11 protein-coding genes are annotated in these 15,190 nt (G+C 46.6%); 1 reads left to right on the top strand and 10 read right to left on the bottom strand.

What is annotated here, in order from left to right:
- Nucleotides 1-62: 62 nt before the first annotated feature.
- The 10 genes from aprA to ACX4JR_RS05125 all read right to left on the bottom strand — a co-directional run bounded on the left by aprA (nucleotide 63) and on the right by ACX4JR_RS05125 (nucleotide 12,384).
- Nucleotides 63-1,946 carry an adenylyl-sulfate reductase subunit alpha gene (gene aprA / locus ACX4JR_RS05170; RefSeq protein ID WP_476059958.1) on the bottom strand — a complete coding sequence of 628 codons (1,884 nt, stop codon included), beginning with the start codon at nucleotides 1,944-1,946 and terminating at the stop codon, nucleotides 63-65.
- 48 nt (nucleotides 1,947-1,994) lie between these two features.
- A complete protein-coding gene (gene aprB, locus ACX4JR_RS05165; RefSeq protein WP_476059957.1) occupies nucleotides 1,995-2,438 on the bottom strand; it encodes an adenylyl-sulfate reductase subunit beta in 444 nt (147 codons plus the stop codon).
- Between the two features lie 496 nt (nucleotides 2,439-2,934).
- A complete protein-coding gene (gene sat / locus ACX4JR_RS05160; protein ID WP_476059956.1) occupies nucleotides 2,935-4,173 on the bottom strand; it encodes a sulfate adenylyltransferase in 1,239 nt (412 codons plus the stop codon).
- Between the two features lie 428 nt (nucleotides 4,174-4,601).
- Entirely contained in the window at nucleotides 4,602-5,342 is a 741-nt protein-coding gene (locus ACX4JR_RS05155; protein ID WP_476059955.1) for a YkgJ family cysteine cluster protein, read from the bottom strand.
- A gap of 432 nt (nucleotides 5,343-5,774) precedes the next feature.
- Complete coding sequence (locus ACX4JR_RS05150) at nucleotides 5,775-6,155, bottom strand: NifB/NifX family molybdenum-iron cluster-binding protein (protein ID WP_476059954.1); 381 nt, start codon at nucleotides 6,153-6,155, stop codon at nucleotides 5,775-5,777.
- Between the two features lie 449 nt (nucleotides 6,156-6,604).
- Nucleotides 6,605-6,922, bottom strand: coding sequence for a TusE/DsrC/DsvC family sulfur relay protein (locus ACX4JR_RS05145; protein ID WP_476059953.1), 318 nt, complete (start codon nucleotides 6,920-6,922; stop codon nucleotides 6,605-6,607).
- Between the two features lie 272 nt (nucleotides 6,923-7,194).
- Nucleotides 7,195-8,910, bottom strand: coding sequence for a Na/Pi cotransporter family protein (locus tag ACX4JR_RS05140; protein WP_476059952.1), 1,716 nt, complete (start codon nucleotides 8,908-8,910; stop codon nucleotides 7,195-7,197).
- A 163-nt stretch (nucleotides 8,911-9,073) separates the two neighbouring features.
- Nucleotides 9,074-9,748 carry a polyprenyl diphosphate synthase gene (gene uppS, locus ACX4JR_RS05135; RefSeq protein ID WP_476059951.1) on the bottom strand — a complete coding sequence of 225 codons (675 nt, stop codon included), beginning with the start codon at nucleotides 9,746-9,748 and terminating at the stop codon, nucleotides 9,074-9,076.
- Between the two features lie 980 nt (nucleotides 9,749-10,728).
- A complete protein-coding gene (locus tag ACX4JR_RS05130) occupies nucleotides 10,729-10,902 on the bottom strand; it encodes a hypothetical protein (protein ID WP_476057841.1) in 174 nt (57 codons plus the stop codon).
- Nucleotides 10,903-10,956: 54 nt separating this feature from the next.
- The gene (locus ACX4JR_RS05125; protein ID WP_476057840.1) at nucleotides 10,957-12,384 is read right to left on the bottom strand and encodes an ISLre2 family transposase; all 1,428 of its coding nucleotides are present in this window, start codon (nucleotides 12,382-12,384) and stop codon (nucleotides 10,957-10,959) included.
- Nucleotides 12,385-12,523: 139 nt separating this feature from the next.
- Here ACX4JR_RS05125 and ACX4JR_RS05120 point away from each other — a divergent pair, with 139 nt between their 5' ends.
- On the top strand, nucleotides 12,524-14,866 hold the full coding sequence (locus tag ACX4JR_RS05120; RefSeq protein WP_476059950.1) for a DUF3987 domain-containing protein: 2,343 nt from the start codon (nucleotides 12,524-12,526) through the stop codon (nucleotides 14,864-14,866).
- The last annotated feature ends 324 nt before the right edge of the window (nucleotides 14,867-15,190 follow it).

The following is a 15,190-nucleotide window of genomic DNA, read 5'->3' as shown; positions in this document are numbered from 1 at the left end:
AAACACGGACCCGTGGCCTTGACGGCCACGGGCCCCTATTTCGCTGTATCACCAAACCAATACTACTTCAGCAGGTCAATGACGGGCCGCTCGATGATTTCCCACTCGCCAGTGTCGCGGTGCCACTTGAGGTTGATGAACTTCTTCCAGTTTTCTTCATCAATGCTGGGGAAGTCAGCCCTGAAGTAATAACCAGGCCACCTGGTTTCTTCACGGGCCAAAACAGCACGAGTATGAGCTTCAGCCTGCCACAGCCTGTGGATGTTCTCCCAGCACCTCATAAGCTCGTGCAGGTTCCTGGCAGCCAGTTTCTCGGAGTCTTCCTTAAGCCACTGGAGCAGCTGCAGTGCCCTTTCCAGCTTGGCCTTATTGGTAGTGAAGTTGGAGGACACGCCACCCACATACTCGTCCATGCACTTCTGGATCCTGAACATGAATTGTTTCGGGAAGATGTAGTTCGGGTTGACTTCAGGATCGGTGGTGAAGTCCTTGTGCTCTTCAAAGGTCTTCAATGGCTTGTAGGTAAGCTCCTTGAGCTTCTCCACCTCGGCCATGTCTACATTGGGCTGCTCGTTGTTTTCCAGAATGAACCGGATAGCAGACTTAGCTGCAATCCTGCCCTCGGTGCAGGAACCGGAAGAGAACTTATGCGGAGATGCACCGGAAGCGTCACCAGCTGCAAACAGGCCTTTAACGGTGGTCATGTTGCAGTAACCCCACTGATACTCTTCCGGAGCGATATCTTCGGGACCGCTTACCCAAGCACCGGAAGCACCGGAGTGCGAACCGATGAAGTACGGCTCAGCAGCTGCGATTTCAGACGGGGTCTTTTCAGGCTCAACGTTGGTGGCAGCCCACAACAGAGCCTGGGCAATGGTCATGTCGAGGAAGTCTTCCCAAGCTTCGCTTTCCAGTTCCTTCATCTTCTTCTTGAAGGCCTTGGGATCATCCTTGTACGCTTCGGCCAGCTTGGCGATAGCTTCCTCCGTTCTCATGTACAGAGGTCCTTTACCCTCGAACTCGTCCAGCATTCCGAGCCAGTTACGCAGGTTAGCGGGAATGGGCTTAACTTTGCCGTAGGGGCCCCACTTTTCAAGCTCGTCCCTGCGCTCCACCATGTACTCGCCGCCAAATGCGTTGGTTGCCCTGGACTTGAAGAGCAGGAACCAGGCACCGACAGGACCATATGCATCCTTGAAGCGTACCGGGATGAACCTTACTTCCTGGCAGGTCATCTCGGCACCAGCCTTCATGGTGAAGTAGGCGCTGGAACCGGTGCTGAAGGGAGGATACCAGGAACGGCCGAGACCTTCACCGGTGGAGCGAGGCTTGAATACGCCGACTGCACCGCCCATGCAGGTGAGAATAGCCTTGGCCTTAAATACATAGAACTTCTCTTCCCGCACGCTGAAACCTACGGCACCGGCAATTCTGTCGCCGTCCAACAAAGGTTCGATAATGAATACCCGCTCGTAAATGTTGTCCATTCCAAGTGCATTCTTAGCTGCTTCAGCTACGATGACCTTATAGGATTCACCGTGAATCATTATTTGCCAGCGGCCTTCATGTACGTAGTTGCCTTCTTTATCTTTCCAGATGGGAAGGCCCCACTTCTCAAACAGGTGAACGGTACTGTCAACGTGACGGGCGATGTTGTAAACCAGGTCGTCCCGGGCAATACCCATCAGGTCATTCTTAACATACTCAACGTATTGCTCGGGGGTGTTATCGCCTTTGGCAATGCCGATGTACTGGTTGATAGCGGACAGTCCCATTGCCACCGCACCACTGCGGTCCATGGAAGCCTTGTCAACCAGGGTTACCTTCAAGCCATGTTGCTTAGCCCAGTGAGATGCTTCAACAGCAGCACCACAAGCAGACATACCGCCGCCCAAAATCAAAAGGTCAGTAGTGACTTCTACAGTCTCAAAATTAGGTACTGGCATTTATTTAACCTCCTCCGTAATCTTTTTTTACGCTAACCTTTCAAACAACTACTTCTTAACGGTAGGAACAGCATCCAGGCCGAGAGAATGAGGTTCAGTGAATAATGCCGGGCTGTTGATGTCAGTTTGATCAGTGGGGAAGCCACCAGACGGGTCAGCGGAACCTTCTTCAGTGGTCCGGATGGGGAACTTGAACCGCTTAACCATTCCGTTCCTGAACCTGATCGTCCACATAATGCTGTCGGAACCCCTCATAGGCACTACCTGGGCACCCATGGGAACAAAGTCAGCATAACCGCGGACATCCATTGCCTGCTGCGGGCAAGCCTTGGCACAGCAGAGGCACTCCCAGCACATTTGAGGGTCACGGTTGTAAGCCTTCATTTTTTCTTTGTCCAACACCATCAAATCGTTGGGGCATGCATACATGCAAGCAGTCTTGTCCTGACCCTTGCAGCCATCGCACTTTTCAGCCATTACAAAAGTTGGCATAAATTACTAACCTCCTATTCCTTATTTTTTAATAAAATTTTAAATGGTCAATCAGTAATCACATTGGTGAATCAAGCCCTCACCAATCCTGGTAACCACCTCCCCCAGTGGCCCTAGGCTAACATTCCGGAAGATTAGAGCCGAAATTTTTGGAATTATTTTTCTTTATATTTACTTCCTTAATTGTCGTCTAGCTGATATTTTTTAGCTCGCTGTGTTTGTTAATATTTCATTCGAACTGCAATTAAACAATTTCAAAAAGTCAAGTAGCATAAAGGCCAGAGGACTTATCAGGGAGGTAAAATTACTGTCATTAAGCCCAACAAGCTACAAGTAACTTGTATTGACTGTCACAATCTCTGAAATATACCTTCGACATAACTAAGCCGAATCCTTCTTGGTTAAAAAAATTTTATTATTACTGGATGCACCCCGTATAAGGGGCATCCAGTATTACAACCAGCAATTAACTTTTAATTATTTACTTTTACTTACTTTACTTTAAGCTATCAGGAATATCCTCATAAGCGCCTTTCTTAATCTCCACCTTCTCTGCAGTCTTGTAATACTCGCGGAGAATTTCAAGAACCTCGGGGCGACTAAACTTCGGATCGATCTCTCCGCCCTCCTGCATGATGCGGCGGAACTTAGTACCACTTACCACAACACGATCCTCAGCAGGGTGCGGGCAGGTACGCAGGCTGGCCATACTTTCGCACTTATGGCAGTAGAATGTCCAGGCAATTTTCATGGGCTTCAGTTCAATGGCGCCTTCCCAGAGCTCGTCAAAAATCTTCTGGGCATCGAAAGGACCGTAATAATCACCCACACCGGCATGGTCCCTACCGACAATCAAGTAGCTGCAACCCCAGTTTTGACGGAAAACGGCGTGCAACAAGGCTTCCCTGGGACCGCCATAACGCATTTCCATGGGATATACGCCTACGGCAATCTTATCTTGCGGGAAATAATTCTTAACCAGCACGTCATAGCACTTAACCCTTACCTCGCCCGGAATGTCGCCAGGCTTCAACGCACCCACAATGGCATGGATAAAGCAACCGTCTACCAGGCCGCTTTCCAGCGCGAACTTGCAAAGATACTCGTGGGAACGGTGCATTGGGTTACGGGTTTGGAAGGCAACTACATTAGACCAACCTTTTTCTTCAAAAAGCTTGCGTGCCTGATCGGGGTAAAGATAGCGATCGGGATATTTTTTCGGGTATATACCTTCATTTACAACTTTGATGGGGCCGCCCAAGTTAAATTCGCCTTGCTGCATTACCTTGGCTACACCAGGGTGCCCCTCGGCATCTAATGTTTTAAAAACTTCACGGCACTCAGTTTCTTTATCATAAGTGTAGATTTCTTCTACCTTCATGGTAGCATAAAGCTCGTTGGAATCCCTGTCATAAAGAGCAACTTCCATGCCTTCTTTAAGGCCAATAGCTTCTTTTTCTTCTTTGGTGATGGACAGGGTAACAGGCATGGGCCACATCGTACCGTCGGTAAGTTTAAGGTCATGGACACACCCATTATAGTCATCTTTCTTCATAAAGCCGTCCAGAGGTGTAAAAGCCCCGATACCCAGCATGAGAACGTCAGATGTTTCACGGGAGGTCATGTACACTTTCGGCAGCCCTTCAGCTTTTTTGATTTCAGCTTCCCTTTCCTCACCGTAGAGCAGCAGTGGCTTTAGTTTCCCTTCGGGACCATGCGGTTTTGGTAGTGCCATAAAAGTTTCCCCTCCTAAATCTAAATTGTGTCTTGAGGAACGAGCAGCTCCAAGCATAACTCCGGGCCTCTCAATTCCTCATTACACTATTTGCCACTTATCAATTGTGAAGCCTGGCACTAGTTTAAGCTTAATCAGAGATGCTTTAAATAATTATTCTACGTTATTCCAAAAACACCTTCTGAAATGTAAAAGTATTTTTTATTTATTTTGTGAAGATAAGAACTTGAGAAATAAAATTAAAATGCCCTGCAAAGTTTGACACTTCAAACCTTAATTTTTACCATTCACCGGCAATTATCTACTGCTTAGCTAACTAATACAAATATAGCATGAAATTTCCGTTCTGACAAGCACCATTATGTACAAAGTAAATTATTACTTTTAGGTCCTTTCTCTCGTACAAAAGCGAGAAAGGACCTTTTTTATTAAAATTCAAAGTCACTGAACTTATTTAAATACTTATTAAGCATTTCACTGTTCCCATTATCCAGATACTCCTTCATGACCTTGGGACGCCTTATCCTAACTCCTTCGGGCAGAACAGACAGAGCAAGGTGAGTAGCCATAGGCACAAAGGTATATTGCTCCTCGATCACTTGTTGCGGCATTATCTTGGCCTCTAAGCTTTCAATATTCGAAGCCATATCCTGAATTAAATCTATCGAAACCTCTTTCCTTTTTCCATTGGGAAGGCGGACCTGGTCACAGTAAGGCAGATTAAAATCTATAACTTCCCGGGGAAGTTCAATGCCATATTTTTCCCGGTATTTTTTGGCCACTTCATTTAACTGCCGCTTTGAGCCCACATTGAAATCTTTTTCACTTAAAAGACCAAACACGCGGCAACTTAAAGGCCGTACAGGGTAAACTAAACAATCATTGGAATCCAAAAAAGGGCATTTAATGTTTATATCTACCAACTCAAGGAAAAAGTAGGATATAACTTTTTTTAATATTTCTTTGTGCAAATGTTGCAAGTTATCCCGTACAAATTTATAGAGATTCAAAAATTCGATTAAATAGCCTGGAGGCGGCACCGTACAACAAGTTGTACACCTGTTACAAGTTGTCTCGGGCAATTTCTTGTAAATCTTTTCAAGCTCCTTAAAAAGTCCTTGATTCTCCGCGTAACTTAAGGTAGGGTACAACTTAGATACTGCTAGCATTGATGCATCATTCCCTTCCAACATATATTGCTGCTCACTCTTCTTGACATGCTCAACTTTGATAATTATACATAAACCCTTTAAAATCCTGCTAAAAAACGTACGCTTTTTTAAACCGAATAAAAATAAGGCCCTGGACAAAAGCCAAGACCTTGTTTAAACTTATTTTTTAATGTAAAGCCGGTGACTTAGGTGTTAACTTTAAGCCTCCTCTTAATGATTTCAGGTATTATAGTTTTATGCATCTCTTTAATCACTTTTACCATTAAATTCCTTAACAATCAAGAAAAGCCACTTAACCTGCAATTGTTAAAAACGGCCTGGTTTAGCAAGTGTATCAAATTTACGTTGGCAGGGCTCCTCCTGGTACTTTTAGGAATGCTTACCGCCTTGTGGAGCCTGACTTCTTAAACTGGCAACGGGCTGATTAACTCAATGTCTGCAGCCGTGGAAATGATGACTGCATCCATGACCATGCCCATGTCCACAACTTACAGGGCGCGAAACAAGTTGTCCACGGGCATATAACTTAACAACATCGTTTACAGGCCCTTCAGCCCCCGTTATTACTTTTATGCCGCACTCCTCTAACGCTGTTTGGGCTCTGGGCCCGATGCCCCCTACGATCACTACTTCCACTTTTTCATTTTTGAGCAAACCAGCCAATCCTTCATGATTATGGGCTAAATTAGCTGCAGAAATAATTTTGCTATCTTTTATATCGGTACCTTCTATTTCTATAACAGCAAATTCATTACTTCTGCCAAAATGTTGATTTACATTTCCATTATCTACTGGCAAAGCAACTCTCATTCCCCATTTGAGCCTCCTCTTTTAAATTATCTCTCATTTTAACATCCAATTAACAGTGTATTTATTAAAAGAACATATGTCAACTAAAACTTTATAAAAAAAGAAGTCCAGCAGGACTTCTTGATTTTACTTTTTATTAATTTCACAAAGAAACCCGCCACTGGCGGGTTTCAAAGGGGGGGCATATTAAAAATAAACTACTTTTTCTGTAAAACCAATCATAAGGCAACAGGCACAAAGTTAAACCCCGCCTTATTGAACTACCCATTCCTTCATTTTACGAATGGTAATAGGCTTCCTGCTTCATTGGCGGCCCTTAACGGACCTGCCTCCACAGGTAAAACTCGAACAGTTCCCAACCTGGCCGCCTACCCCCGCCCTTAACGAGCAGGGTCGTTCGGCAGGTTAATTTAAAATTATCTTTTTTGTGATATCTAAATTATACGAAATTATACGCAGCCGGTTGGCTTCGGTAAACCAGCTAACTTACAAGCACCCTTTGCCGGGCCACTGGGAAACAGTTCATAAATTTTCTTAAGATTAAAGCCAGTTTCCTTGCAAAGCTTCCTAATCATGGGAGCAACCTGGAACTGCTGATAATAATCACGCAGATAGTTAATTACCTTCCAGTGTTCTTCAGTAAGCTCTTCAATGCCCTCATCTTTAGCAAATGCCTTGGCCACTTCTTCATCCCAAAGCTCGGGATTTACGATGAAACCGTCCTCATCCACTTCGATCTGCTGGCCATTAACCTCCACAAACGGCATTTAATACTCACCTCCACCAGTTTTAACCATGCTTTACCTTAATCCCCGTCCTTTTTGCGCCTATTGCCAAATTAAACCCCCATACCACAACAAATAAACATTTCTAAAAAGTACCACCATACCAACATAAAAACCTAATGTCAGTAATTAATTGTATATGGAGCTACGGGATTAGTCAAGTTAACCATGCATCCAATCTTCTCTAATTAAAGCAGCCTGCCAAAAACTTTGTCTATCAATTTTAAGTATATATTATATTTTTTATTACACCCCTACTTGTTACTCACTTCATAACGTACTATATACCTTTGCTCGATTCCGGATTCACCAAGAACATATTCAGCAATATTTACAGAATGATCCCCTATTCTCTCAAGATTACTCAGAATATCCAGAAAAACTGCTCCCGCCTCCGCACTACAAATACGTTCATTCAACCGCTTAAGGTGCGACTTTCTATAATCCCTTTCCATTTTATCTATAACAATTTCATTTTGCAGCACCTGTCTGGCCAAACCATGATCGTTGGTTTCCAAAGCATTCATGGCCTGTTGTAAGGTTAAGTCAGTAAGGTCAACCATAGATTCCAGCTCATTTGAAGCTTCCTCCGAAAACTCCACTTGGTGTTCTTCTGCATACCAGGCCAACTCAAGGATATTTTCAGCATGGTCCCCTATTCTCTCCAGGTCTGTTACGACCTGTTGTAGTAATGAAACTTTATTGGATTGTTCCTCCGTCATGCGGTTGTATGATAATTTTACAAGGTAATCGGTAATTTCCCTATCCAGCTGGTTTAACTGGCTTTCGATAGCTTTGAGGGCAGCTCCTTTATCCACAGGCTTAATGCCAAAAAAGTAATCCATGGCACCGTGAAAAAGTTCCCTGGCCAGGCGGCCCATACGTAACGTTTCGCGCATTGCCTGTCCAAGGGCCACATCCGGGTTGCTAAGAACACGCGGCTCCAAAAACTTTGAATGCTTAAACTCCTCTTCCGCCCTCTCGGGAATCAAGCGGGTAACGGCCCATGCCAGGTACGTAACAAAGGGCAGTTGTATCAAAGTATTGGTTATATTAAAAACTCCATGGGTCTGGGCAATTTGCATTCGAATATTTAAAGTTTCCCAGGAACCTTCAAAGCCGGGCAGAAGAACATAGATATAATCAGTAAATAACCCGACTATTTCCGGAAACACCCCAGTAATGGTTAAAGGTAAGAATATGGCTGTACCGCTAAGGTTGAAAAGCAAATGAGTCAGGGCAGCTCTACGGGCGGCCACCGATGCACCTATAGCGGCCAAAAGCGCCGTAATGGTAGTACCGATGTTGTCACCGAATAATATGGGAACAGCTTGCAAGTAAGTTACTGCCCCCTGGCTTGCCAATTCCTGCAAAACGCCTATGGTTGCACTGCTGCTTTGAACCAGCATCGTAAATATAGTACCTATAGCTACACCCAGAAGTGGATTCTCCTGAACGTCAACCATCAAATCAATGAAAAAGTCCCATTCCCTCAGCGGCTTCAAACCGGCACCCATTACTTCCATGCCGTAAAAAAGCATGCCGAAACCAAAAAGAACCTGGCCTATTAACTTAACCTTTTCATGCTTTATGAAAAACAAAAGCAATGCTCCCAAGGTCATAATTGGCAAAGCATACTGTTTTAATTCAAAACCAATCAAATAAGCAGTTAAAGTAGTTCCAATATTGGCTCCCATTATTATTCCTATAGCCTGTTTCAAGTTTAACAAGCCGGCATTAACCAATCCCACTGTTAAGACGGTAGTACCGCTGCTGCTTTGTATCAAGGCAGTCACCGTCGCCCCGGTTATAACACCCCGGATCGGGGTCTTGGTACCCTTCTCAAGGAAATTTCGCAGGCGTTTTCCAGCGGCAGATTGTAAACCCTCGGACATATACTTTATACCGAATAAAAATAATGCCAGTCCACCTAAAAAGTGAAAAAGGATATCCTTAACAGAGAATTCCATGGACCTACCTCCAAGATTGATAATTCCCAAGCGACATTTTAACAAATAATCTAGAAAGCATTAATATATTTACGCATTCTTTACAAATTCTTAACACAGCGCTGATTTACCGGAATTTTCTTTAAAACAAAGATGTTTAAGGAAAATAAAAACGGGGGTCGGTTTATCCCCCTAAAGTAATATCCTGTTCCTGATACCAATATAAAGCGTTATAAAAATGCTCATCCCTGAAATCTGGCCATAAATCATCTATGACATAAAAATCCGAATAGATGGTTTGAACGGGCAAAAACCCGCTGAGCCTCATGCGTCCACCCCACCTGATAACGAGGTCTATACGGGAAAGCTCTGCCGAGGCTATGGCGTTCAAAAAATTTTTTTGAGAAATCTTGCCCTTAGTACCCGCATATTTTTGCAAATTACTTAAATCCCATTTCCACCCGTAATTGACCAGGAAGTTTATGCGGATAGTGCCGCGCCCAAAAGTTTGCCTTTTTGTATACGGCAGAAGTTCCGGGGGAAATTGAGGCGAAGAAGTATCCCCTATGACAAGTAAAGAAGCATCCCTGCTGGAAAGCATTTTAACCGCGTCAACACACGCCTTCCGAAAGGCCATGGTTTGAGCCGTCGGGCGCTTAGTGTTATCCTGGGTAAAACCGTAAAATGTCAGTTCCTTAATGCCGAACTCCAGGCAAAGCTCATATAACCTTATCCCGGGCCTTAACCCGTATGAGTAACCCTTTTCTTTAGGTAACCCTTGCCGTACAGCCCATCTTCTATTTCCGTCGGGTATAACCCCTATATGTTTCGGAAGCCTGCTGAATACCGGCGGAGCCATTACCTCCACCTTTCCCCTTTAAAATTTGCTAAAAAAACTTATTTTGACATATAGCTTTCCTTAATCAGGCTAAATTAATACAAAAAAAAACGATTAAATAAGTTTTTGCCAGGACTTTTCAAATAAAAAAGCAACTGGGGAAGCCAGCTGCTTTAATGGAGCGGGTGAAGGGGATCGAACCCTCAGCCCTCAGCTTGGGAATTTCAGGAGATATATTCCAGTCATTTTTACCTAATCCCAAAACGCACTATCTATGCGGGTTCGCGGGTATTGGTATTCTTATCCAATACCCGTTATTTTTATGTTTTTTTATCCTGATTGCAGTCAAGATTGCAGTCAAAATCAAAACCCCGCAGGCCAGACATACCAGGGCTTTGCGGGGTTTATTGCAGTAAAGAAAGCCGCCATACTTGGCGGCTGTGGATTTATTAATTGGCTCGCACTTTTTGCCGGGCCACATGACTATCAAGGCTCGCATTTTTTCTTGGGCCTCATACTATCAAAGCTCGCACTTTTTATCGGGCCTCATGACTATCACGGCTCGCATAGAGGGCATTAGTTTCCGACCCGAAGGCCATTCCCTCTCGTTGGCTCGCACAGGGGGCATTAACTTCCGGCCCGAGGGCCATTCCCCCTCCGTTGGCTCGCATACGGGGCTTATTCCCGGGGCCTTGCGGCCCATACCCCTTAGTTAGGCTTTGGGTAAATTACATGCAGTGCACAACCTTTGCCATACGGTGCATGACTATGCCTTTGCTTTGCTTTTGGTAAATTACATGACTAGCTGATGCCCGGGAAAATGCGAGCTGGAGCAAACTGAAATCTTTTTGGGAAATTGCATAATTAACTGATAGTCCTTTTTATCTCTGGTTAGATATACATACCATGCAAATAGGTTTACTGTTATTGTAGCAGAAACCTGAGTATCACACAAGGGAGGGGTAACTTACTAGTCCGTGTCAAGATTCAGTAGGTATCTTTTAACATGAGACCTCACCGCTTAAAACATTAGTTTTACGGCGGCGGCCTTGACAGCCACCCCGCATGTGATATAGTTTCAGTACCGACGGGGCGGCTCCGGGGAACATGCTGCATACTTTAGCATACCCCGCCGGCTTGTACATTTTATCACATGCGGGGACCCCGGCTGTCAAGGCTACCCTCCGGCGCCGCCTGAAAACCTCAAAGGCTCTCCAAGGAACATGCTTTTACAAAAGAGCAGAAAAGCTGGGACGGCTAAGTTCACGTAAAACATACTTAATCCACAGCCGGTCAGCAAAAGGACCCTTTAAAGCCGGAACAGACGCCTGCAGCCATTTTTCCACATCCTCTGTTTTTTGTTTTTCGACTGGCTTTAACTGCGCAATTTCTCTCAATTTCCGGTGTTTCACCGGCCAGCGCAAAGTATAATTGCCAAGCTCCCCGTTTGCCTTAGCGGCCAAAACACGGGCCATCCGGTCTCCTCCAGGGATTGTCCACCTGGCTCCCAGGCGTTTCATCCGCCGGGCCACGTTGTGTTGAATCTGCCCTTCAATGGTGCCCAAACGTTTTGCTCCCGGCGAGGCAGCGATCCCCGCCCAGTTTTCCTCAAGATAATGCAGAAGTTTGGTGATCCTCTTCTTCCGGTTGCCCCTGGTGTTTTTTGCTGCTTCCGTAAGAACTCTTTGGGTCTCCTCCCAGTTACCCTGGGAAATGGCCAGGGCCACCTTCCGGTAGGTTTCTTCGTCGTACCAGAGGGCCTCGGTTAAATGCCTGCTCAGGTGGTATGGGTCTAAGCGATACACAGCGCCGGGAAAGTAATCAATTCCCTGCTTGGACCAGTCTGCCCCGTCGCCGCCGATGAAGATCCTTTCGGTTTGGCTCAGGTCCCATTTTCCCCCGGCTACGGCATAGTTTTCTTCCCAGGCTGCCTTACCGTCATTTAGGCTGCTTAAAACAAGCTTGTTTTTCAGGGCGAAGCGACCTTGGCCAATTTGTTCCTTCCCTTCGTAGACGACCATATGCTTAATTTCTCCTCTTTTCTCTTTTGTCTTCTGCAGGCGGATTATCACTCCGTCGGCTTCGATACACAGCTCCGGGGTTACCTCTTTCCCGCCGGGAGCTTCGCCCTTTTCAAAAACCGCTGCCCTTTTTTCTTCTCCTTCTTGCTGCAAGACTTCTCCCACTTCTTGGGTAGCCTGCCAGACGGTCATGGGACTTAGGCCGGAAACAAGGTGGTTTAAGATCTCGGCGGCACGGGCAAAGGAAAGTTCGGTGCTTAGTTTGACGGCCAGTTCTTTTAAACGGGGGGTGATCTTGGCCCGGGCTGGCCAGCCCAGCAGCTCGTCTAAAAAGAATTTGGTTTCCCCGGTTTTTTTGTTCCTGTACAGGCGCCTTTTGAAGAGAAATTCCCCAAAGGTGCTTACTGCTGTTTTAGCCCGAAAGCCGACCACTTCCCAGGTGCTCCGGTCACGTTCATTCATCAGGCGGGTATCGATCTGTTCCAGGGCCCAGGTGAAAATTTGGTTGCAGACTGCCTGGCACAGCTCATGGATGCCTTTTTCAAGCTCATAAAAGTCTTTGCACTCGCCAATTAATTTAGTTAGGCCAGAACCGAATAGAAGGACTGCCCCCACTATGTGGCGAATATTTAACATGAGACCTCGCCCTCCTTTAATTTCCGTTGGAGTGTTTTTGGGGTGAGGTCTCATTTCTATTTCTAGGAGGTTGATTTCCTTCTGGTGCCTACTGAAATTTTACACGGCCTATGGAAAGAATCCCCCGGGAGTGCTTGTCTTGTGGACATCCCCGGGGAAGCAAACTTGTTGGCAGAACCCGGCCAATCCGGAGGAAGCCGCGAGAAAGGCGCTGGAATTAAGTAAGTCTCAAAATGTCTATTTCGGCCTAGCCCTTCAGCGGGAGAAAACCACTGGCCGGGGTACAGCCGAGGGGGTCCTGGCTATTCCTGGCCTTTGGCTGGACATAGACTGCCAGGGCGGGGCACACAAAAACCAAAGTCTCCCGACAGAGGAAGAAGCCCGGAAGTTGATAGCTGAATTTGCCTGCCCTCCCTCTGTCCTGGTACACTCCGGCGGTGGGTACCATGTTTACTGGCTGTTTGACCAGTTATGGGTATTTCAAAGCAAAGAAGAGCAGCAGAAGGCAGCCGCCCTGGTTAAAAGATTCCAGCGGGCATTCATTAGTTTGGCCCGGCCCCAGGGGTGGCGGGTGGACAATACTTCCGATCTGGCCCGGGTGTTGCGAGTGCCGGGCACATTAAACCGAAAAAACTCCAAGCCGGTGCCCGTAAAGGTGGTACATGCCCGACCAAACCGGCGATATAGCATAACCGACCTGGAAGAGGCAATTGCCGAACTTGAAGCTAAAGTCCCTGCCCCGAGTGGGCCCCGGGAAAAAGGCCGGGAGAAACCCCCGGAAGATGAGGGCCCGGCCCCGGATGCTGAGGCTATCCTGACGCGCTGCGCCTTTATCCGGCACTGCAGGGACGATGCAAAAGACCTTTCAGAACCCGAATGGTATGCCATGATTACCAACCTGGCCCGGGCAGAGAATGGGCGGGAAATATGCCATAAATTGAGTGAACCTTATCCCCGCTATAGCCCAGAGGAAACCGATAAAAAAATAAACCACGCGCTGGCAGACACGGGCCCGCATACTTGCGAATACATTCGCGAAAATTTCGGGACCTGGTGCCAGGATTGTAAGGAAAATGTGACCGCCCCTCTGGTGCTGGGGTTACCCCCGGCCTTCGGGATGGAAGCATTACAGGCAGAACCATTCCCTTTGGAGGCCCTCCCCAAGGTATTGCGCAAGCTGGTGGAAAAAGGGATGCGGGCAAACCAATGCCCTGCAGAGTTTATAGCTATACCCGCAATAACTGTCTTAGGAACTGCAATCGGCAATAGCCACGTTTTGCAAGTTAAAAAAGGTTGGAACTTTAAGGCAAATATTTACACTTGCGTTATTGCAGAGCCGGGCAGCGCCAAAAGCCCCTCCCAGCAAGTGGCTTTAAGGCCGGTTAAGAAACTGCAAAAGGAACTGGCCGCAAAATACGAGCGCGAAAAGGAAATTTACGAGGAAGAACTGCAGCAGTGGGAGGATGCCAAAAGGAATAAGGAGGCCAGGGGTAAGAAGCCAGAACCTCCTGTCATGGGTGAGGTTTATACCACGGACACCACAACGGAGGCCCTGGCGGAAACCTTGAGAAACAACCCCAGGGGTGTGTTGCTGGCCCTGGACGAACTTACCGCCTGGATTAACGGCCTTAATCAGTACAAAGGCGGGAAAGGAGCGGACCGGGAAGCGTATCTTTCCTTTTGGAGCGGGGCCCTGGCGAAAATAAACCGGGTTAGAAAACTCCCAACGATATTAGAGAACCCGTTTGTATCTGTTACCGGGGCAATGCCCCCGGGAGTGCTTAAAACCCTGGTAGATGAGCGGAGCCAAGGAGAAGACGGGTTTATACACCGGATACTGTTTGCATATCCGGAGCCCGTCCTTCAAAGGTGGACAGAAGACGAAATTAGCGAGGCAACCCTGGAAGCATACGAACAAACTTTTCAAAAATTATGGGCATTGGAACCCAACCGCGATGGGAGCCCTACCTTGATAACCCTTACCCCGGAAGCTAAAGCTTTGTGGGTGGAAGCCTATAATGAAACCATGCTAGAAAGGAATACCAAGGTGCCTGATAACTTACGGGGCCCCTGGAGTAAATTCCCTTCCCAGGCCGCAAGACTGGCCCTTATAATCCACTTAACCCGCCGGGTAAATAACGAAACTACCAGCGGCCCGGTGGATAAAATAAGCATGGCAATGGCCTGGCGTTTGGTGGAATATTTTAAGAGCCATACACGTAAGGTGTATGCCCAATTACAGGAGGACCCGGAAGACAGGCAAATTAGACGGGTATTGGAGTGGGCCAAGAAGCATAAGAAGCAAAGCATTACTGCCAGGGAGCTATATACTGCCCAGGTTTGCAAGAACGCTGAAAAGGCTAAAGAGCTTTTAAAAGTTATGGCCAAGCGCGGCATGGGATACTTCAAAGAAAAATCCGGTACCCGCGGACCTAAAAAACAAGTTTTCATTCTTGCAGTTACTCAGCACTCAGCAAATTGAGCTCAGCCCAGGCGTGATGCGGGTTATACCCGCAGAAAAAGCACTCAGCACGTTTTTTGAAAAATTAAGCTCAGCCCAGATATGGCGCGGGTTATACCTGCTGAGTAACTTTTACATATTAACTCAGCAGGTTTTAAATCACTGGTTGGCTATCTAAAAAACCTGCTGAGTAAATGCAGAAACTTGCTGAGTAAGTCCCAGCAGGTAAAACCCTTGAGCCGCAAGGCTTGCAGAGATTAATAAAAAAACCTGCTGAAAACCTGCTGACTAAGAAAAAAGCGGGTATAACCCTTGGACCACAAGGGATGAAGCAAACCTGCTGAG

Source organism: Desulfofundulus sp. JL263-se (genome assembly GCF_056316025.1).
Note: the sequence above shows the minus strand (reverse complement) of the source record. Positions and strands in the feature narration are given on the sequence as shown.